At 50.2% G+C, this 17,888-nt stretch carries 19 protein-coding genes, 1 tRNA gene and 1 pseudogene; 2 read left to right on the forward strand and 19 right to left on the reverse strand.

The features are described from left to right. Window positions 1–232 precede the first annotated feature (232 nt). Both DBY90_RS03285 and DBY90_RS13625 read left to right on the forward strand, forming a co-directional pair. Window positions 233–1,240, forward strand: coding sequence for an FAD:protein FMN transferase (locus DBY90_RS03285; protein ID WP_070493722.1), 1,008 nt, complete (start codon window positions 233–235; stop codon window positions 1,238–1,240). Further along, window positions 1,241–1,351: pseudogene (locus tag DBY90_RS13625) on the forward strand (IS5/IS1182 family transposase); the annotation flags it as partial. Window positions 1,352–1,423: 72 nt separating this feature from the next. On the opposite strand, the gene DBY90_RS03295 reads toward DBY90_RS13625, so the two are convergent. The 19 genes from DBY90_RS03295 to DBY90_RS03390 all read right to left on the reverse strand — a co-directional run bounded on the left by DBY90_RS03295 (window position 1,424) and on the right by DBY90_RS03390 (window position 17,586). Next, window positions 1,424–2,761 carry a sodium-dependent transporter gene (locus DBY90_RS03295; protein WP_083286778.1) on the reverse strand — a complete coding sequence of 446 codons (1,338 nt, stop codon included), beginning with the start codon at window positions 2,759–2,761 and terminating at the stop codon, window positions 1,424–1,426. Between the two features lie 263 nt (window positions 2,762–3,024). After that, window positions 3,025–3,100 (reverse strand) — tRNA-Ile (locus DBY90_RS03300). Between the two features lie 376 nt (window positions 3,101–3,476). Continuing rightward, window positions 3,477–4,130 carry a cysteine hydrolase family protein gene (locus DBY90_RS03310; protein WP_019271425.1) on the reverse strand — a complete coding sequence of 218 codons (654 nt, stop codon included), beginning with the start codon at window positions 4,128–4,130 and terminating at the stop codon, window positions 3,477–3,479. 512 nt (window positions 4,131–4,642) lie between these two features. Then, complete coding sequence (locus tag DBY90_RS03315) at window positions 4,643–6,592, reverse strand: Pycsar system effector family protein (protein ID WP_070493569.1); 1,950 nt, start codon at window positions 6,590–6,592, stop codon at window positions 4,643–4,645. A 223-nt stretch (window positions 6,593–6,815) separates the two neighbouring features. After that, window positions 6,816–7,100 (reverse strand): PepSY domain-containing protein, encoded by a 285-nt coding sequence (locus DBY90_RS03320; RefSeq protein WP_003740886.1) that lies wholly within the window; start codon window positions 7,098–7,100, stop codon window positions 6,816–6,818. Window positions 7,101–7,258: 158 nt separating this feature from the next. Then, on the reverse strand, window positions 7,259–8,035 hold the full coding sequence (tatC, locus tag DBY90_RS03325; RefSeq protein WP_107986534.1) for a twin-arginine translocase subunit TatC: 777 nt from the start codon (window positions 8,033–8,035) through the stop codon (window positions 7,259–7,261). Between the two features lie 8 nt (window positions 8,036–8,043). Next, window positions 8,044–8,718 carry a Sec-independent protein translocase protein TatB gene (tatB, locus tag DBY90_RS03330; RefSeq protein ID WP_070774814.1) on the reverse strand — a complete coding sequence of 225 codons (675 nt, stop codon included), beginning with the start codon at window positions 8,716–8,718 and terminating at the stop codon, window positions 8,044–8,046. A gap of 3 nt (window positions 8,719–8,721) precedes the next feature. Continuing rightward, on the reverse strand, window positions 8,722–8,925 hold the full coding sequence (gene tatA, locus DBY90_RS03335) for a Sec-independent protein translocase subunit TatA (RefSeq protein WP_003679438.1): 204 nt from the start codon (window positions 8,923–8,925) through the stop codon (window positions 8,722–8,724). 45 nt (window positions 8,926–8,970) lie between these two features. Further along, window positions 8,971–9,294, reverse strand: coding sequence for a histidine triad nucleotide-binding protein (locus DBY90_RS03340; protein ID WP_003740880.1), 324 nt, complete (start codon window positions 9,292–9,294; stop codon window positions 8,971–8,973). A gap of 113 nt (window positions 9,295–9,407) precedes the next feature. Beyond that, complete coding sequence (locus DBY90_RS03345) at window positions 9,408–9,731, reverse strand: phosphoribosyl-ATP diphosphatase (RefSeq protein ID WP_070774815.1); 324 nt, start codon at window positions 9,729–9,731, stop codon at window positions 9,408–9,410. Window positions 9,732–9,758: 27 nt separating this feature from the next. Then, window positions 9,759–9,914, reverse strand: coding sequence for a hypothetical protein (locus tag DBY90_RS13100; protein WP_168166270.1), 156 nt, complete (start codon window positions 9,912–9,914; stop codon window positions 9,759–9,761). Continuing rightward, window positions 9,895–10,293 carry a phosphoribosyl-AMP cyclohydrolase gene (gene hisI / locus DBY90_RS03350; protein ID WP_003769029.1) on the reverse strand — a complete coding sequence of 133 codons (399 nt, stop codon included), beginning with the start codon at window positions 10,291–10,293 and terminating at the stop codon, window positions 9,895–9,897. Before hisI ends, DBY90_RS13100 begins: the two co-directional genes overlap by 20 nt. Before the next feature lie 99 nt (window positions 10,294–10,392). Beyond that, a complete protein-coding gene (gene hisF, locus DBY90_RS03355) occupies window positions 10,393–11,160 on the reverse strand; it encodes an imidazole glycerol phosphate synthase subunit HisF (RefSeq protein ID WP_107986536.1) in 768 nt (255 codons plus the stop codon). 169 nt (window positions 11,161–11,329) lie between these two features. Continuing rightward, window positions 11,330–11,647, reverse strand: coding sequence for a multidrug transporter MatE (locus tag DBY90_RS03360; RefSeq protein ID WP_107986538.1), 318 nt, complete (start codon window positions 11,645–11,647; stop codon window positions 11,330–11,332). A gap of 309 nt (window positions 11,648–11,956) precedes the next feature. Beyond that, window positions 11,957–12,694: a 1-(5-phosphoribosyl)-5-[(5-phosphoribosylamino)methylideneamino]imidazole-4-carboxamide isomerase gene (gene hisA, locus DBY90_RS03365; RefSeq protein WP_070774816.1), complete on the reverse strand. Its 738-nt coding sequence runs from the start codon at window positions 12,692–12,694 to the stop codon at window positions 11,957–11,959. A gap of 161 nt (window positions 12,695–12,855) precedes the next feature. After that, a complete protein-coding gene (gene hisH, locus DBY90_RS03370) occupies window positions 12,856–13,500 on the reverse strand; it encodes an imidazole glycerol phosphate synthase subunit HisH (protein ID WP_070492733.1) in 645 nt (214 codons plus the stop codon). A gap of 130 nt (window positions 13,501–13,630) precedes the next feature. Next, on the reverse strand, window positions 13,631–15,217 hold the full coding sequence (locus DBY90_RS03375; RefSeq protein WP_070492732.1) for an L-lactate permease: 1,587 nt from the start codon (window positions 15,215–15,217) through the stop codon (window positions 13,631–13,633). 338 nt (window positions 15,218–15,555) lie between these two features. After that, window positions 15,556–17,121 carry a glutamine-hydrolyzing GMP synthase gene (gene guaA, locus DBY90_RS03385; RefSeq protein WP_003740869.1) on the reverse strand — a complete coding sequence of 522 codons (1,566 nt, stop codon included), beginning with the start codon at window positions 17,119–17,121 and terminating at the stop codon, window positions 15,556–15,558. A 126-nt stretch (window positions 17,122–17,247) separates the two neighbouring features. After that, window positions 17,248–17,586 (reverse strand): hypothetical protein, encoded by a 339-nt coding sequence (locus DBY90_RS03390; RefSeq protein ID WP_003760104.1) that lies wholly within the window; start codon window positions 17,584–17,586, stop codon window positions 17,248–17,250. Window positions 17,587–17,888: the final 302 nt, after the last annotated feature.

The following is a 17,888-nucleotide window of genomic DNA, read 5'->3' on the forward strand; positions in this document are numbered from 1 at the left end:
TGACGCTTGGTGCTAAAGTGTGAAGGCAGGCTTGATGGCGGAAAAACAAGTTCTGCCAAAACGTAAATTAAGCCTCAGCCGTCACCCGCTGTCCTTTCCGTAACAATAACAATCCTATGCGGAAATGGTGGTACGCCTGAAACGCCTGCCCTACACCCTCACACACAAACTCAGCCAAACCGACTTCCACTCAATTCCCCCGCTTCACTTTTCAGACGACCCATCCCAAGCCATGAACACCCCGCTCACCCGCCGCCGCTTTTTCGCCATCGCCGCCCTGACTACCGCCGGAGCGGCCGCGCCCTTTCTCCTAAACCGCAACCGCCCCGCCCCGCTGCCGACCACCGGCGAGCCCGTTATCTGGAAAGGCATCGCGCTGGGTTCCGGCGCCGAGCTCCGCCTCTTCGGTGTTGACCGCAAAGAAGCCGAAATCCTTGTCAACAAAGTCCTCGCCGAAGTCGCCCGCCTCGAAAAAATCTTCAGCCTCTACCGCGAAGACAGCCTGATCAACCGACTGAACAAAGAAGGTCGTCTGAACAACCCGCCGCCCGATTTCCTCGCTCTTTTGAGCATCTGCCGCGACACCTACGCCCTGACAGACGGTGCGTTCGACCCCACCGTCCAAGTGCTGTGGAACCTTTACGCAGACCATTTCCGCCGCAATCCGCGTGCCGAAACCCCGCCGTCCGAACCGGACATCCGGCGCACCCTCAAACTCGTCGGCTTCAAACACGTCGTCTTCGACCAAAAAGCCATCCTCTTCGAACAAAAAGGCATGGGCTTATCCCTCAACGGCATCGCCCAAGGCTACATCACCGACAAAATCACCGCCCTGCTGCAACAGCACGGCATCCGCCAAGCCCTCGTCGATATGGGCGAAATCCGCGGCTTCGACACCAACAACCAACGCACATGGAACGTCGGCATCCGCAATCCCAAAAACGAAGAAGCCACCCTCCTGACCCTCTCCATGCAAAATCAAGCCTTCGCCACCTCAGGCGGCTACGGTACCGTGCTGGACGAGGCCGGCAAGTTCACCCACCTCTTCGACCCGCGCACCGGCACTGCCACACCGCGCTACCACAGCGTCAGCGTCATGGCGCCGACCGCCGCCGTTGCCGATGCCTTCTCCACCGCGTTCTCCATCATGGACGAAGCCGCCATCCGTACCGCCGCACGCGCCAAACAGGCAAAAGTCTGGCTCGTCATGCCCGACAACCGCATCGAAACCATAGCCTGAACGACTTATAGTGGATTAAATTTAAATCAGGACAAGGCGACGAAGCCGCAGACAGTACAGATAGTACGGCAAGGCGAGGCAACGCCGTACTGGTTTAAATTTAATCCACTATAAAAGTAAAAAGGTCGTCTGAAAACCACAAATCAAGATTTTCAGACGACCTTTGCCATTTCCGGACAGTTTTTAAATCAAGCCTAGAGAATTGACAAATACGACGACAATCGCCAAAGGTGCAACATAGCGCAACACCATCAGCCAAAGACGGATAATGGTTTGGGGAACGCTGCTGCCTGCACTGGCATTCGCCAATACGGACTCCCTATCCTGAATCCACGCAGTAAACACGGCAACGCTCAATGCGCCAATCGGCATAATAACTGCCGAAATCAGGTAGTCCCACAAATCGAAAACAGTTTTTCCGAAGATTTTAAACTCACCCCAAACACCGAAAGACAAGGCGGAAGGAATACCGACAATAAAAATTGCCGTACCAATCAGCCAAGTATGGCGGCTGCGTTTACCCTCATCCTGACGAATCGTAGCGGCAATCACGGTTTCCAACATCGAAAAGGCCGAAGTCAGCGTCGCAAACACCACCAGCAGCATAAAGACGGCGAACAAAATCTGCCCCAACGGCATTTTCATGAACACTGCAGGCAAAACAACGAAAATCAAACCCGGCCCCTGGCTCGGTTCAAAACCGAAAGCAAATACCGCCGGGAAAATAACCAGCCCCGCCAGCAGAGAAACCAAAAGGTTCATCCACATAATGATATTACCTGAACGGAACATATCTTGGTCTTTGCCCAAATAAGATGCATAAGTGATCATCGCAGACACGCCGATACTTAACGCAAAAAATGCCTGCCCCAAAGCCGTAAGCATGGTTTGCGGCTTCAGATGCGACCAGTCGGGTTTTAGCAGGAAGGATACCCCTTCCATCGCCCCGGGCAGCGTCAGTGAACGAACGGCCAAAACAATAAACAGGATAAACAGGCCCGGCATCAGGTAACGGTTTGCTTTTTCAATCCCGTCGGATACACCGCCCTGAACTACCCAAATGGTAATCAGCATGAACAGCCCTTGATAAAACAACGACCCTGCAGGACTGGAAATGGTCGCACCGAATAATGCCTCAAAATCCGCACCGGCATGGATTTCTCCGGTAAAGCTATGGACGACGTAGTTCAACACCCAACCACCGACGACACTGTAAAAAGACAGCAAGATAAAGCAGGCTGCTACCCCCATACGCCCCACCCAAGGCCATTGCGAACCAGGACGCAGGGTTTTGAAAGAATCGATGGCATTTTTACCGCCCGTTCTGCCGATATAAAACTCGGCAAGCTGTACGGGTAATGCCACCAAAATCGTAAAAAGCAAAAACAACAGGAAAAACACCGCCCCACCGTTTGTCCCCGCGGTGTACGGAAATTTCCAAATTGCGCCCAAGCCGATTGCCGAACCTGCCGCAGCTAGCACAAAACCAAGTTTGGACGACCAAGAAACCGAATGATTCATGATTATTGTATTAAGAAATGTGAAGAAACCGCATTGTAGCAAAGCGTAACCGCATATAGCACAGCCATAATGGCCTGCTTCAAAATTTCGCACATAAGGTGCGCTTAAAAAGACAATATTGAATAAAAAATCTGAGATTTTGTTTTTTGGATAAACATAAATACAAAAAATAGGTAATTTTGATATTTTATTTCAAACAAAAACACTACCATGATAAAAAGAACAAAAGAAAAAGCCCGGACATTTGTCCAGGCTTCGGTATTTGGTGGGTCCGGTGGGTTTCGAACCCACGACCAAGGGATTATGAGTCCCCTGCTCTAACCCCTGAGCTACAGACCCTCAAGAGAAAGGGCATATTGTATCATAAAATATTACAGAGACAAGGACCGCTTGGCTTTTATCACCGTATATTTTATCCATAAGCACCTTGCCTCAAGTCGTCTGAAAACAAAAATTATAGTGGATTAACTTTAAACCAGTACGGCGTTGCCTCGCCTTAGCTCAAAGAGAACGATTCTCTAAGGTGCTGAAGCACCAAGTGAATCGGTTCCGTACTATCTGTACTGTCTGCGGCTTCGTCGCCTTGTCCTGATTTAAATTTAATCCACTATACACTTTCAGACGACCTTTTCTCATTCATACCATATAACCCCAAAAAAACAGGCCGCTAAAAGCGACCTGAAAAACTCTTGCAGCTGGGAGTGATAGCAAGAGGTTACGACACTTTAAACCAAGCTTCGTTAGCATAACGGAGCATTTGTTCGGGAATCTCTTCAGCGTTGCTGACAACAGAGATACCGGATTTACGCATTTTATAGACAGTCTGAATGGTGCTTTCAGGTGCATAACCGTGACAGGCGGCAAGATTGACGATAATGTGCAGGCTGTCGTTGTACCACAGTAATTGTTCGGCGGTACGGCTGATTGCTTCTTCCGTTGCCAAACCACCGATAATGACGGTATCGGCTTTTTGTGCATAAAGCCATTCAATCAAACCGGTACTGCGGGCTTCATTATCATCATGGAAGCATGCGCCAAAACCATTCTCCCCGCCCAATTCGATTACATGATCATAATCAGCAGATGCCGGCAAACCATCCAGCAAATTTGCACCACGGCAACCACCTGCACACTGGCTAAAATAGCCACTTTCCCGCGCAAACATAATTCCGTTGCGTTTAACGACTGCGGCGCAAATACTCTCCGGATCGATATTGACGTTCTCGACCAAAATACGCTTATCTGCGATAGCTGCCTGACGGTTTAATTCTTTAACCATATTTTCCGGCTGATGCAGGAAATGGTTGGCATTGGCTGCCATGCAGGTAAAGCGGAATTGGGGTTGAATATCGATAGCAACAGTCGTCATGATGTGACTCCACAAAAAACCAGATAAATCTGGAAATAGTTTCTTCGATAAATGGTTCTTATCAAAGATAATCGGTATATTTATGATGAACGGTATAATATCAGGATAATCGGCAAATCGCCAGGAATATTTAACAATTAGTAACAATTTATTCCGTATATATCTATTCCGTAGAATTCACTCTCAAAAATATCACAACAAATATCAACTCAATAAGCATAAATGTTTGAAATTTATTCTTGTTTTAATCCTCATTATTGTCTCCTCCTCAACTTTTACCTTAAATTTAATATTGACCAAAAAGCAACAAAAAAAGAAAAATGCGGTTATTTTTCTGACTTAAATCGAATTTTTCGACATGAATTAACGAAGCATCTTGCTAAAAATAATTAAAAAGTATAGGACAAACGGCAATCACTCCACCTCCAGCCAACATCCCAAAGCCACAAATATAAAAAGGTCGTCTGAAACCTTAAACCTCAGTTTCAGACGACCTTTGATCGGCTTTAAAACTACTGTTTGCCGAACTGGCTGTAATCCACCACCATGTACTTGGCGGTAATTTTCTGCGAAGCGTTGCCTTCGTCACCCATCACAATCATCTGCGGCTTGCCGTTGACCGTAATCGAATCGACGGCTTCGACGTTGGTGATGTGTTGCAGGTTGGGCAGCGAGATTTTTTGCGGCTCTTCAGTCGGGTTGCCGCTCCAGGTCCACAGTTGCGAGAATTTCTGACCGTTTTCATCCTTCACTTCGTTGGCGATGACGTAGTTTTTCAACACCGGGTCGTAGTTGATAGAACGGATACCGCCGCCATCGATGTCAAGGATGGCAACTTCGTCAAACTCAGGCTTGGCGTTGCGCTCGAACACGTCTTTCGGGTTGCTGATGAATGCCACCAGTGCCATATTGTTGAACTCAGGATCGCGGAAGCCCAAGACGAGACGTTTCTTCACAGGGTCGAATGCCATACCTTCGATATTGATTTCTTCAAAGGAAACTTCGGCTTTGGTGCGTTCGCGGATGAGGTCGTGCAATTTGTGGTCGGTTTCCAAAACCTGCGTCAGATTGTCGTAGCTGGTCAGACCCAACACATTGCCGTCTTGGATTTTAAAGCGCATCAGGTGTTCACGGTCGGGCGAGCGGTTGCCTTTGCGGGTGCGAGAGTGCGAAGTGAGCGCGTAGATAAAGCCTTCATCGTCGCGTGCCAATGCTTCCAAGTCGCTCAGGCGGCGTTTGAAGCCAGTAATCACACGCGTATCCAAGGCTTCGTCTTCGATAAATCTGCCTGACGGATCGATGCTGACAATACTGAACGCGTGGTTCGGTTCGTCTTCGGCAATCAGCAGTTTGCCGTCGGGAAGCTGCTGTACGGCGGAAGGCTCGTACACACCGTTGAACATATTAATCCCCAAGGCGCGCAGTTCGGCCGCATTGCTGGCAGGTTTAGTCAAAAGGGAAGGTAGTGTCTTCACGCCGATAAACGCCGCCAGCGAAGCCAAAAGCCCCCAGCGGAATACGGCATAAGACAAGTTGATGTATTTGAACTGTTTGTCCGCCAGCAAGCCCAGCCAGTAAAGATGATCGCTCATCTTTTGATAGACTTGTTTGCGATCGCCCATAATCTCTTGCATCATTTCCCAATATTGCTCTTTTTGCACCTTTACACGGTCTTCGTAAATCAAAATATTGGGCTGGCTGCCGCTGAAAAAGCGCGTTTGAGTGCTGCTGAGGCGGGTTTTCAAATCACGCAGTTTGGCGCGACCGCGGAAAAAATCCTTAATCCAAGTACGCGCAGCCTGCATTTTGCCGATACGATCCGGTGAAGCGGACAACAGTGCGAACACGATGGACGCGGCGGCGGTAATCATAAACGTACTCGCCGGAATCAGAAATTCGGGCGACGATGAGAAAATAAATGCGCCCGAAATCATCAGCGCCGACACGATGAAACCATTCAGCGAAATCATAATATTCGCCTTGGTCGCCGCCAGCGCGAGCAGCTCCATCTCCGAGCGCACGGCGTTACGGAACATGGTTTCCACGCCTTTGTTCGTACCCAAAAGATCGGAAGGCGGCACATCGGCAGCTTGGTTTTTCTTCTTCGCCTTGTCTTTTTTGTCTTTCTTTTTCTTTTTGGCTTTTTCAGACGACGTCCCGATGCCTTCGATGATGATGTTTTTCGGCGTAAGCTCTTCGGGATTGTCGCCTTGTTGATGGTCTGCCGTTTCAGATTCCACAGCTTCTTCAACTTTTAAAGTTTCTTCAGCTTTTACGGCTTCTTCAATTTTCGCAAGCTCTTCGGTTTTTAAAGTTTCTTCACCCTTATGGAACGTTTCTTCCGAGCCTTCCCAAACTTCAGAAACAGGCTGGGGCGCATCGGGGTCGGGGCGCTCGAAAGGTTTCTCCCAGTCGGAAACCTGCGGCTCTTGTCCTTTTTTATTTTTATCGTGGAAATCCATGTTTATACTCCGTTTGAGTGAATCAATTGAATGGAAAGAAAAAAACGTTTTTTAGTTCCTTAGATTTGGGGAATTTACACAACGTCATACATTGTTGATGAAAACATTACATTCTTTGGAATAATCATGTATGTAATGATAAAGTCGGCAATCCAATTTCCATTCCTTCAACAAAAACTGCCGCCAAACGGGCAGTTTGCGGCAGTCTTGAACGCATCGTTTCTTAGTAGTCGATACGCTCTTTGATGATTCTCAAGTCGGGGTAAGACAATTTGATGTCGTATTCGCGTCCGCCTTTGTAGGCTTCTACGTCCAATACAGGTCTGCCGCGATAGTCGTCGGCGTCGATGTCGTGAACGCGGTAACCGCGTTGCTCAAGCATTCTGATCGCTTTGGCACGGTTTTGTTCAAAATTTCTGTCGCTGTAAATTTGGTGCTCGATGTAATCGTTGGCACCTGCGACAGTAGCGGATAAAGCGACGATGGCGGTCAATAATAGTTTTTTCATGTTCGACTTCCTTTCGAAATGTGTCGTTGGGGTTTTGATGAGTGTATTAAAACACGGCAAAATTAGCAGTCATTTAGCACTTCGTTAAACGTAGTAAAGGTCGTCTGAAACATTTCAGACGACCTTTTAACATTTACGCTCTCCATTACAGGCTGTATTTAAGTTTCGGCGGGCGGAAGGGGCGGGTGTTCGTCGGTTTCGTCCGATTTGGGTTTGACAAAGCGGCTGCACCAGATGCCTGCTTCGTAAAGCAGGATAAGCGGGACGGCAAGCAGCGTTTGGGAAATCACGTCCGGCGGGGTGATGATGGCGGCAATGACGAATGCGCCGACAATGACGTAGGGGCGTGCGTTTTTGAGTTGTTTGGTGGTCACAATACCGATTTTGGCAAGCAGGACGACAACGACGGGGACTTCGAAAGTCGTGCCGAATGCGACGAACATGCCCAAAATAAAAGACAAATATTTGTCGATGTCGGTCGCCATGTTGACGCCGACGGGGGTGATGCCCGCGAGGAATTTAAAGATAACGGGGAAAACGAGGTAGTAGGCAAACGCCATGCCGACAAAAAACAGGCTGACGCTAGAGAGGACGAGCGGGGTAATCAGGCGTTTTTCGTTTTGGTAGAGGGCAGGTGCGACGAATGCCCAGATTTGATAGAGCGTGTGCGGTAGGGAAACGAGGAATGCCGCCATCAGCGCCACTTTTACCGGTACGAAAAACGGTGCGATGACGTCGGTGGCAATCATGCTGGTGTCTTTGGGTAAGTTTGCCATCAGGGGGTCGGCAACGAAGGTATAAAGCTGCTGGGCAAACGGCATTATGCTGAAAAAGCAAATGACGATGCCGATGACGATCCACATCAGGCGGCGGCGCAGCTCGATAAGGTGTTCGATAAGAGGTTGGACGGGTTGTTCGTTTTGAGGTTCGGACACCGGTTTACTCACTTTTTACGGACGCGAAGTTTGGGTTTGGCATGAAATTTCGGGCGCAGGTCGCGCTTGCGGTTCATCGCTTGTTTTTTGAGGGAAGTAATATGCAGCACGGGCGCGTCTGCGGAAGTGTCGATATAGCTGACTTCTACGGCATTGGACACCGGAGCGGCGCTGCCGGTCAGGTATTCGCGCCAAGCGCGGTCTTGTTCGGATTCCGCAGGCGTGTCGGTTTCGACGGCATCCGTCGGATTGCCTGCTTGCGCCATAGCGTTTTCAGACGACGTGGAAACAGCCGGGTCGTCTGAAACTTCCGTGCTTAACGAAGGAAGCGGGTTGCCGTGTTCATCCAAACCGAAATCGGCAGGCGTACGCTGCGCAGGCAGGCGTTCCCAAGGTTTGAGTCCGTCGGAAATGTTGTGCAGGTTGTCCTGCATATCCGTACCGGTTTCTTTGAGGCTGTCGCGCACTTGTGCGGCGGCGGCTTCAAATTCCTGTTTGGCTTTGCGCAGCTCTTCCAATTCGACTTGGGTGTTGAATTCCTGCTTGACGCTGCTGACGAGGTGTTGCAGCTTGCCGATAAGCCGTCCGGCGGCGCGGGCAGCTTCGGGCAGACGCTCTGGGCCGAGTACAATCAGGGCGACGATGCCGACTAAAAGCAGCTCGCCCAAACCGAAATCAAACATAGATTATGCTTTGTCTTCGTCTTTTTTGTGTTCGATGACTTCGTCTTTTTTAGCATCTTTGCCGTCGGTACCTTCGTTCAGACCTTGTTTGAAGTCATGCACGGCACCACCGAGGTCTTTACCGACGTTGCGCAGTTTTTTGGTACCGAAAACCAAAACAACGATGATTAATACGATAATCCAGTGCCACAGAGAGAAGCTACCCATAATAAATCCTTGATATAGTTGAGAATGGATATTTGAAATGTTGGTTTACGCAGGCGTACCCATGATGTGGATATGCAGGTGGAACACTTCCTGCCCGCCACCTTTGCCTGTATTGATTAGGGTTTTGAAGCCGTCGGTCAAACCTGCCGCTTCGGCGATTTGAGGGACTTTCAACATCATTTTGCCCAAGAGGGTTTGATGTTCGGGCGCGGCGTGTGCCAGCGAGTCGAAATGGACTTTCGGAATCAGCAGCAGATGAACTGGTGCGGCGGGGCGGATGTCTTTGAAGCACAACATCTCGTCGTCTTCGTACACAGTTTGCGCCGGAATGTCTTTGGCGGCGATTTTACAGAAAATACAGTTGTCCATAATGGCTCCGAGGTCGTCTGAAAACGAGAGAATCGAGTTTCGCTAAAACGAGTGCAGCGCGTTTCGTCAAACAGACGGCAGAAAAACGAATAAGGTCGGATTGTAATATAAATTCAAGACTCTTTGCGAGAGGCTTTTTCCGCCAAGCCTGATAAACCTTGACGGCGCGCAAGCTCGTTGACGACATCTTCGGCGCGCAAACCATGGTGCGCCAAGAGAACCATAGTGTGAAACCATAAGTCGGCAACTTCGTAAACGAGGTGTTCGCCGCCGCCGTCTTTCGACGCCATCAGGACTTCGCCCGCTTCTTCGATAACTTTTTTGAGGATTTTGTCTTCACCTTTGTGCAGAAGCTGGGCAACGTAGGAAGCTTCGGAATCGCCGCCTTTGCGGGAGTCGATGGTGTTTTGGATTTGGGAGAGGATGGTGTCGGTCATGGGATTTTCGGCTTTGAAGGATAAGGACTATTCGGATAAGGCATAGGTTTGCTTGGCTTCGCGTAACGCTGTTTCTGACAACAGACAATCATCCGCCCGATTTTTAGTGAAACTCGTTACACTCGTTTTGGCGAAACTTGCTGCGCTCATTTTCAGACGACCTCTAAGGATGCGTATGCCCATAAATAGCTTTTTCGTCTTTCAACACGGCATCAACCGTCTGCCATGCGCCGTCTTTCCAAACTTTGTAGAAACAGCTTTCGCGTCCGGTATGGCAGGCGATGCCGCCGTTTTGGTCTATCAGCATCACGATGGCGTCGCCGTCGCAGTCGAGGCGTAATTCGTACACCTTTTGCGTGTGTCCCGATTCTTCGCCCTTCATCCATTGCTTTTGGCGCGAACGGCTGTAATAGTGGGCGAAACCGGTTTCTACGGTTTTTTGCAGCGCCTCGGCGTTCATCCATGCGACCATCAATACGCGGCGGGTCTGCCGGTCTTGGGCAATGGCGCAGACCAAGCCTTTTTCGTCGAATTTGACGGCTTCAAGCAGGCTGTTATCCATATTCGGCATCCTTATTTATTTTGACGAAACTCGTTACACTCGTTTTAGCGAAACTCGCTGCGCTCGTTTTCAGACGACCTCGAGTCAATCAAGTTCAACTTACAGCCGCACTTCGATTCCAGCTTCGCGCATGGCGAGCTTCGCATCGCGGATACTGACTTCGCCGAAGTGGAAAATACTGGCGGCAAGCACGGCATCGGCTTTGCCTTCTTTGATGCCGTCAATCAGATGCTGCACATTGCCGACGCCTCCTGAGGCGATGACGGGAATGTCGACTGCTTCGCTGACAGCGCGGGTCAGCGGCAGGTTGAAGCCTTGTTTCGTGCCGTCCCTGTCCATGCTGGTGAGCAGGATTTCGCCCGCGCCGCGCCGCTGCATTTCAACCGCCCATTCGACTGCGTCCAAGCCGGTCGGCGTGCGCCCGCCGTGGGTAAAAATTTCCCAGCGGGTGTTTTCGGGATTGATAGCTTTGGCATCGACGGCGACGACAATGGCTTGCGAGCCGAAAAATCCGGTGGCTTCGTTGACTAAATCGGGGTTGGTGACGGCGGCGGTGTTGATGCTGGCTTTGTCCGCACCGGCATTGAGCAGGCGGCGGATGTCGGCTACGGTGCGCACACCGCCACCGACGGTCAGCGGAATGAAAACTTGTGAGGCAACGTCTTCGATGACGTGCAAAATGGTGTCGCGGTTGTCGGAGGAGGCGGTAATGTCGAGGAAGGTCAGTTCGTCCGCACCTTCGTCGTTGTAGCGTTTGGCGACATCGACGGGATTGCCTGCATCGCGCAAACCGAGGAAGTTCACGCCTTTGACGACGCGGCCGTCTTTAACGTCGAGACAGGGGATGATGCGTTTTGCCAGTGCCATTTTGAATGCCTTTCCAAAACCTAGGAATGAGGTCGTCTGAAAACGAGCGAAGCGAGTTTCGCTAAAACGAGTGTAACGAGTTTCGCTAAAACCCATACAACGAATTCCACCCAAACGGACAATCCGTTTCAGACGACCTTTCAAATCATTGATACCGGCAAGGCAGGTGTTACGCCAGCCAGTTGTGCACCCATTTGGGCAGGTGTTGGAGCAGTTGGAAATAGCCGACGCCTGCAATGGCGGCGAATACGCAGGAAGTCATAAAGCGGCCGCTGAAGCGTCCGACGATATAAAATACTGTGCTGGCAAATGCCCACAACGCGCCGTTAAACACCATCCAATAGGTGTCGATCATCGGCATATCGAACGCGGAAAGCTGGCGGACGAGGATGGCGATGATGGTAAATCCCAAACCTTCGCTGACGGCGCGCACGTTGCGGCCGGACGACCAGATAATCCAAAAGCCCAAAATAAATGCTTCAAACATGAAATACCCCTTGAAAAGTAAATAAAACTAGTGAGTGTGGGATGGTGAGTCCCAAACAATATTCGGCGGTCAGCCGCCTTTTATTGTGAAGAAAAAAGGACGAACCCGTCTGTTGTCCTGCCTGTGCAGACAGGACAACAATGAAAGCAAACAGGTTCAACCGAGTATTGTGTATCTTCGTCCCGCTATATTGTTTGAAAACGGCGGGACAAGTGAGTAAGAAAACATAAGGTCATTTCAGACGACCTGGATGGTTGTTTTTAAATAAGGTCGTCTGAAAACGAGCGCAGCGAGTTTCGCTACACCAACTTATGCCAGCGAATCCGCCAACTGCTGCGCTTGGGCAAAATCAATACTGCCCTCGTAAATCGCACGACCGGTAATCGCACCCGCCACGCCGTGTTTCTCAACGGCACACAAAGCGCGGATGTCGTCCAAATTGGTCAATCCGCCTGATGCGATAACCGGAATGGCGACGGCTTGCGCCAATTTGACGGTTGCGTCGATGTTCACGCCGCTCATCATGCCGTCGCGGCCGATGTCGGTGTAAATAATGCTGTTGACGCCGTCGTCTTCAAAACGTTTCGCCAAATCAATCACATGATGCTCGGTTACCGTCGCCCAGCCGTCTATCGCCACCATGCCGTCTTTGGCATCCAACCCGACGATAATCTGCCCGGGAAATGTTTTACACGCCTCGCGCACGAAGTCGGGATTTTTTACCGCCGCCGTACCGATAATGACGTCGTTCAGTCCAAAATCCAAATATTTTTCAATGGTTTCCAAGTCGCGTATTCCGCCGCCCAGCTGTACGGGAATGTCTTTGGCAACAGCAGCGAGGATGTCCTTGATGGCGGGGAAATTTTGCGGAACGCCGGCAAATGCGCCGTTCAAGTCCACCAAATGTAAACGGCGCGCGCCTTGTTTGAACCAATGCAGCGCAGTTTCGGCGGGCGAATCGGAAAACACCGTCGCTTGCTCCATCAAACCTTGTTTCAGGCGCACGCAGCGGCCTTCTTTTAAATCGATTGCGGGAATCAGCAGCATGGGAGTCCTATCCTTATGCGGAGTGTATTTTACACAAATTATCGAGTTTTAGCAGATTTGAATAATTCAAGTTAACAGTAATACAAAATCCTAATCAAAATCGCTTGAAAACCCTTTTCAGACGACCCAATTAATTTCTAGAAATCAAAGGGTAAGCCTTTTCAACCTGTCCAGTCCAAGAAATTGCGTAACAGCAACAATCCTGCGTCGTGGCTTTTTTCAGTATGGAACTGGGTGGCGAACACATTGTCTTTGCCGACGATACAGGCAAATTCGTTAGGATATTCGCTGGTAGCAAGGACAGTTTCGGGGTCTTCGGGAGCGAAGTAGTAGCTGTGTACAAAGTAAAAGCGCGTTTCTTGACCAATGTCTTTAAACAGCGGGTGCGGGCGGGTTTGGCGTACTGTGTTCCAGCCCATATGCGGCACTTTCAGACGACCTCCGTGTGCATCAGTTTGGTTGGCGGCGAAGCGTTTGACCCTGCCTTTAAACCAACCTAGTCCGGTGGTATCGCCTTCTTCGCTGTGTTCAAACAATAATTGTGCGCCGACGCAGATGCCGAAAAACGGTTTGTTTTTCAAGCCGTCTTCCACTGCTTCGCCCAAACCGCTTTGCCGCAATGCAGCCATACAGTCGGGCATCGCGCCCTGACCGGGGAAAATGATTTTGTCGGCAGCAAGGATGTCTTCAGGACGGGCGGTCAGGTAAATTTCGGCAGCTTTGCCGGACAAGGCTTGCGCGGCTTGTACGGATTTGAGGACGGAATGCAGGTTGCCCATGCCGTAATCGACAATAGCGGTTTTCATGTTTTCTCCTTGGTTTGCAGCTTGTGCTTATCGGTATGGTTATGAATATTGTAACAAAACATCGTACCGGAAGGACAAAAGAAAAAGGTCGTCTGAAAATTTTCAGACGACCTTTTGCTTTAGAAGGTTTTTACATGAAGAAAATAGCTGCTATGGCGACAGCGATTACACCGTAAATCGTCATCGGAATAACGGTTTTCTTGATAATCGCACCTTCGGCGTTTTTCACGTCCAGTACGGTACATACGGCGATGATGTTGTTGATGCAGACCATGTTACCCATTGCGCCGCCGACGGATTGCAGGGCGAGGATGAGGGTAACGGACAGGCCGGTATCAATAGCGATTTGTTGCTGAATCGGGCCGAATGTCAGGTTGGATACAGTGTTCGAACCGGAGAAGAATGCACCGATAGCACCAAGGTAAGGAGAGAAGTAAACCCAGTGTTCGCCTGCCATCGCGGCAAACTCTTTACCGATAATTTTCACCATGGAGTCGTCGCCGCCGACCATCATCAGTTGAACCATAATCAGTGCGCCCATCAAGGCAAGCAGCGGTTTTTTGGTTTGGTTGAACGTTGCAGCGTAGAAAGCCCAGGCGTCTTTGAATTTGGTTTTATAAAGCAGGATACAAATCCAAACGGTAAAGACAAACGGAATCCATGCGGGAACGTAGAGAGTTTGGTATGACGCATTGACGCCTTGTCCGAAAATATTGCCGAAGGTAATGGTCAAAGAGTCGCTGACGGTGATTTTGCTCAAATCAAACGGCAGTTGGAAGCTGAACCATTCTTCTTTGCTGGTCAGCAGGCCTTTGATGCCGAGCTGTTTGATACGGGTAACGACCAGCATACCGATCAGCATACCCAGAGGGGCAAGTGCTTTGGCGACTTGGGCGAAAGGTACTTTTTCGGCATTCGGATCTTTCGGATGGTCTTTGCTCAAACCCCAACCGTGGTTGGCTGCGAATACGGATACCATCAGACCGATTGCGCCGGCAACGAGTGATGGGAATTCTTCGTTGACCATTGCTAATGCGACATAAGGAATGGTACAAGAGAAGACGGCGATGCCGATGAAGCCTAAGTTTTTACGGATTTCAGACCAAGGCACGATGAAGCTCAAGCCGATGACGGGAATGACGAAACCTGCGAAGAAGTGCATCACGCCGGTTTGTCTGCCGATGGCAAGGATGTTTTCAGCACTCAGGTTTAATGGTGCGAAACCGAACCAAGTCGGCGTACCCACCGCGCCGAAAGATACCGGCACGGAGTTCATAACCAGCGTAAAAATCGCCACTTTCAACGGGTTGAAACCCAGACTCATCAGAATCGGGGCGGCAATCGCAGCAGGCGTACCGAAGCCGGATGCACCCTCAATCATAAAGGCGAACGACCAGCCGATAATCATCAGCTGTGCCACTGGATTCGGGCTGATGGTCGCCAGCCATTTGCGGATAATATCGATACAGCCGGTGGTTTCCATCATACGGTTGAACATGATCGCACCGAAAATCACGGTAATCGGCGTCAGTGTGGAAACCAGGCCGGACGCTGCGGTTGCGTTGAGCAGCATAGCGTCGTCTTTGAAATAAAACAGCTTGATGGCGTAAATCAGCGCGGCGGTAATCGGCAGCGCGATGTAGGAAGGCATACTGTTTTTCTTAACCATCAGCCAAATCAGCAGGATGATGGGAAAAATGCTGAGGAATAGTGCCATGGTGAATCCTTAAAATCAGCGTTGTTTATCAATTTTTCTAATGATGTCGGATGCGAGAGAGATATCGAACCTTAATCTGAGAGTAATTATCAAATAAATTGGTAATACCAATTTAAAAGAACGCCGCATACTTTACGTAATCCGATGTAATCGGTCAAGTGGTTTATGTACCTTAGGCATCTACCAGACAAGGTTTTCAGGGTTTGCAAATTGGTTTCGGCATATAGCCGATCGAGGACAGCGTGTTGATTACACAGAAAAAGAAACTGTCGTTTAAAAACCAAAAGGTCGTCTGAAACCATTTCAGACGACCTTTTTATGCGTTTATCTCTTTACTTTTATTCCCACTCGATCGTAGCAGGCGGTTTGCCGCTTACATCGTAAACCACGCGGTTGATGCCTTTGACTTCGTTGATGATGCGGTTGGACACGCGGCCGAGCAGCGAGTACGGCAGTTCTGCCCAGTGTGCGGTCATGAAGTCGCTGGTGATGACTGCGCGCAGTGCGACGACGTAGTCGTAAGTGCGTCCGTCGCCCATTACGCCAACGGATTTTACGGGCAGGAACACGGCGAATGCTTGGCTGGTCAGGTCGTACCAAGATGTGCCGTTTTCGTCGGTAGTGTTGCGCAATTCTTGGATGAAAATATCGTCCGCTTGACGCAGCAAGTCGGCGTATTCTTTTTTCACTTCGCCCAAGATACGCACGCCCAAACCGGGGCCGGGGAACGGATGGCGGTACACCATTTCACGCGGCAAGCCCAAAGCGACGCCCAGTTCGCGCACTTCGTCTTTGAACAAGTCGCGCAACGGCTCAAGCAGCTTGAGCTTCATGTTTTCAGGCAGACCGCCGACGTTATGGTGCGATTTGATGGCGTGGGCTTTTTTGGTTTTCGCACCTGCGGATTCGATGACGTCGGGGTAAATCGTGCCTTGCGCCAGCCATTTGGCGTTAGTGAGTTTTTTCTCTTCGGCATCAAATACTTCGATAAATTCCGCACCGATGATTTTGCGTTTTTTCTCGGGATCGGTAACGCCTGCGAGTTTCGCCATGAATTGCTCTTCGGCATCGACGTGAATCACTTTCACACCCAAGTTGCGGGCGAACATATCCATCACCATTTTGCCTTCGTTCAGGCGCAAGAGGCCGTGATCGACGAACACACAAGTCAGTTGGTCGCCGATGGCGCGGTGAATCAGCGCGGCGGCTACGGAAGAGTCCACGCCGCCCGACAGCCCTAAAATCACTTCGTCGCTACCGACCTGTTCGCGGATTTTGGCGACGGCTTCTTCGATGTAGTTCGGCATCGTCCAGCTCGGTTGCGCGCCGCAGATGTCCAAGACAAAGCGGTTCAACAGGGCGCGGCCTTGTTTGGTATGGGTCACTTCGGGGTGGAATTGGATGCCGTAGAATTGTTTTTCGACATTTTCCATCATGGCAATCGGGCATGACGGGGTATCACCGATAACTGCAAAGCCGTTGGGCAGTTTGGACACTTTGTCGCCGTGACTCATCCATACGTCCAGCGTATTCGGCGCGTCGTCGTAAATATCGCGGGTCAGTTCGCTATCGATGGTTTTGACTTGCGCGTAACCGAATTCGCGCTGGTTGCCGGGCTGCACCTCGCCGCCCAAGTGGTGCGCCATAAACTGCATTCCGTAGCAGATACCCAAAACCGGAATGCCCAAATCGAAGATGCCGGTATCGGCTTGATAGTCGGATTCGTAAACGGAATTGGGGCCGCCGGAAAGGATGATGCCTTTCGGATTGAAGGCTTTGATTTCGTCCAAAGGCATGTCGAAAGAATGCAGCTCGCAGTAAACATGAGCCTCGCGCACGCGGCGGGCGATAAGCTGGGTAACTTGCGAACCGAAGTCGAGGATGAGGATTTTGTCTTGGGTCATGGCGGGAACTTTGCAGAGTGATAGGGAACGGTCTGACTGTTTCAAAACGGGATTCCGATAACAAAACAGGTCGTCTGAAAACGGCGGATTATACCATTTTCAGACGACCTTTGCAGAGAGAGGGGCTTAGTTATCCTGCTGTTTATGCTGCTTATAAGGCACCATATCGCTGCGCGAAAGCAGCAGCAGGCAGCCCAGTACCATCATTCCCAAAGCAACCAGCGGCGAATAACCGAGCCAGTATTGATTGTGCAGATATACCGCCGCGCCGATATACACCAGCAGCGGGCCGGAAACGATAGACTGCTTGTTGACACCGTCCATCACCAAAACCGCAATCCCCGCCAGCACCATACCGGCGGACACGATGGTCGAAGTTGCGGGCAGGATGTCCGTCGTTTTCAAAAACCAAACGGCACCGAAGATAATCAAAAACAGCGGCAGGAAAAGCGAAGAGCGGGACATGGCGTTACTCCGTAAAATTTCAGACGACCCTGATTATTGGGTCGCAGGGGTCGTCTGAAAAGCCTGAAGAAAGCAATCTTGGGTATGTTTTTGCAAACATAGGGCTTGATGTGTAAACGGCGGGTATAGTGGATTAACTTTAAACCAGTACGGCGTTGCCTTGCCTTAGCTCAAAGAGAACGATTCTCTAAGGTGCTGAAGCACCCACCAAGTGAATCGGTTCCGTACTATCTGTACTGTCTGCGGCTTCGTCGCCTTGTCCTGATTTAAAGTTAATCCACTATACACGTTTGCGGCAACAT

Source organism: Neisseria mucosa, from assembly GCF_003044445.1.
GTDB classification, from domain to species: Bacteria; Pseudomonadota; Gammaproteobacteria; order Burkholderiales; family Neisseriaceae; genus Neisseria; species Neisseria mucosa_A.

What these genes read in the sequence shown, in the direction of transcription:
- DBY90_RS03295 (WP_083286778.1), bottom strand. Translation starts at nt 2,761, where the DNA reads ATGAATCATTCGGTTTCTTGGTCGTCCAAACTTGGTTTTGTGCTAGCT.
- guaA (WP_003740869.1), bottom strand. Translation starts at nt 17,121, where the DNA reads ATGACCCAAGACAAAATCCTCATCCTCGACTTCGGTTCGCAAGTTACC.
- DBY90_RS13100 (WP_168166270.1), bottom strand. Translation starts at nt 9,914, where the DNA reads ATGGGCATACGCATCCTTAGAGGTCGTCTGAAAATGAGCGCAGCAAGT.
- DBY90_RS03375 (WP_070492732.1), bottom strand. Translation starts at nt 15,217, where the DNA reads ATGGCACTATTCCTCAGCATTTTTCCCATCATCCTGCTGATTTGGCTG.
- tatB (WP_070774814.1), bottom strand. Translation starts at nt 8,718, where the DNA reads ATGTTTGATTTCGGTTTGGGCGAGCTGCTTTTAGTCGGCATCGTCGCC.
- hisA (WP_070774816.1), bottom strand. Translation starts at nt 12,694, where the DNA reads ATGCTGCTGATTCCCGCAATCGATTTAAAAGAAGGCCGCTGCGTGCGC.
- hisI (WP_003769029.1), bottom strand. Translation starts at nt 10,293, where the DNA reads ATGGATAACAGCCTGCTTGAAGCCGTCAAATTCGACGAAAAAGGCTTG.
- DBY90_RS03310 (WP_019271425.1), bottom strand. Translation starts at nt 4,130, where the DNA reads ATGACGACTGTTGCTATCGATATTCAACCCCAATTCCGCTTTACCTGC.
- DBY90_RS03390 (WP_003760104.1), bottom strand. Translation starts at nt 17,586, where the DNA reads ATGTCCCGCTCTTCGCTTTTCCTGCCGCTGTTTTTGATTATCTTCGGT.
- DBY90_RS03360 (WP_107986538.1), bottom strand. Translation starts at nt 11,647, where the DNA reads ATGTTTGAAGCATTTATTTTGGGCTTTTGGATTATCTGGTCGTCCGGC.
- DBY90_RS03315 (WP_070493569.1), bottom strand. Translation starts at nt 6,592, where the DNA reads ATGGATTTCCACGATAAAAATAAAAAAGGACAAGAGCCGCAGGTTTCC.
- DBY90_RS03285 (WP_070493722.1), top strand. Translation starts at nt 233, where the DNA reads ATGAACACCCCGCTCACCCGCCGCCGCTTTTTCGCCATCGCCGCCCTG.
- DBY90_RS03345 (WP_070774815.1), bottom strand. Translation starts at nt 9,731, where the DNA reads ATGACCGACACCATCCTCTCCCAAATCCAAAACACCATCGACTCCCGC.
- tatA (WP_003679438.1), bottom strand. Translation starts at nt 8,925, where the DNA reads ATGGGTAGCTTCTCTCTGTGGCACTGGATTATCGTATTAATCATCGTT.
- DBY90_RS03320 (WP_003740886.1), bottom strand. Translation starts at nt 7,100, where the DNA reads ATGAAAAAACTATTATTGACCGCCATCGTCGCTTTATCCGCTACTGTC.
- DBY90_RS03340 (WP_003740880.1), bottom strand. Translation starts at nt 9,294, where the DNA reads ATGGACAACTGTATTTTCTGTAAAATCGCCGCCAAAGACATTCCGGCG.
- hisF (WP_107986536.1), bottom strand. Translation starts at nt 11,160, where the DNA reads ATGGCACTGGCAAAACGCATCATCCCCTGTCTCGACGTTAAAGACGGC.
- hisH (WP_070492733.1), bottom strand. Translation starts at nt 13,500, where the DNA reads ATGAAAACCGCTATTGTCGATTACGGCATGGGCAACCTGCATTCCGTC.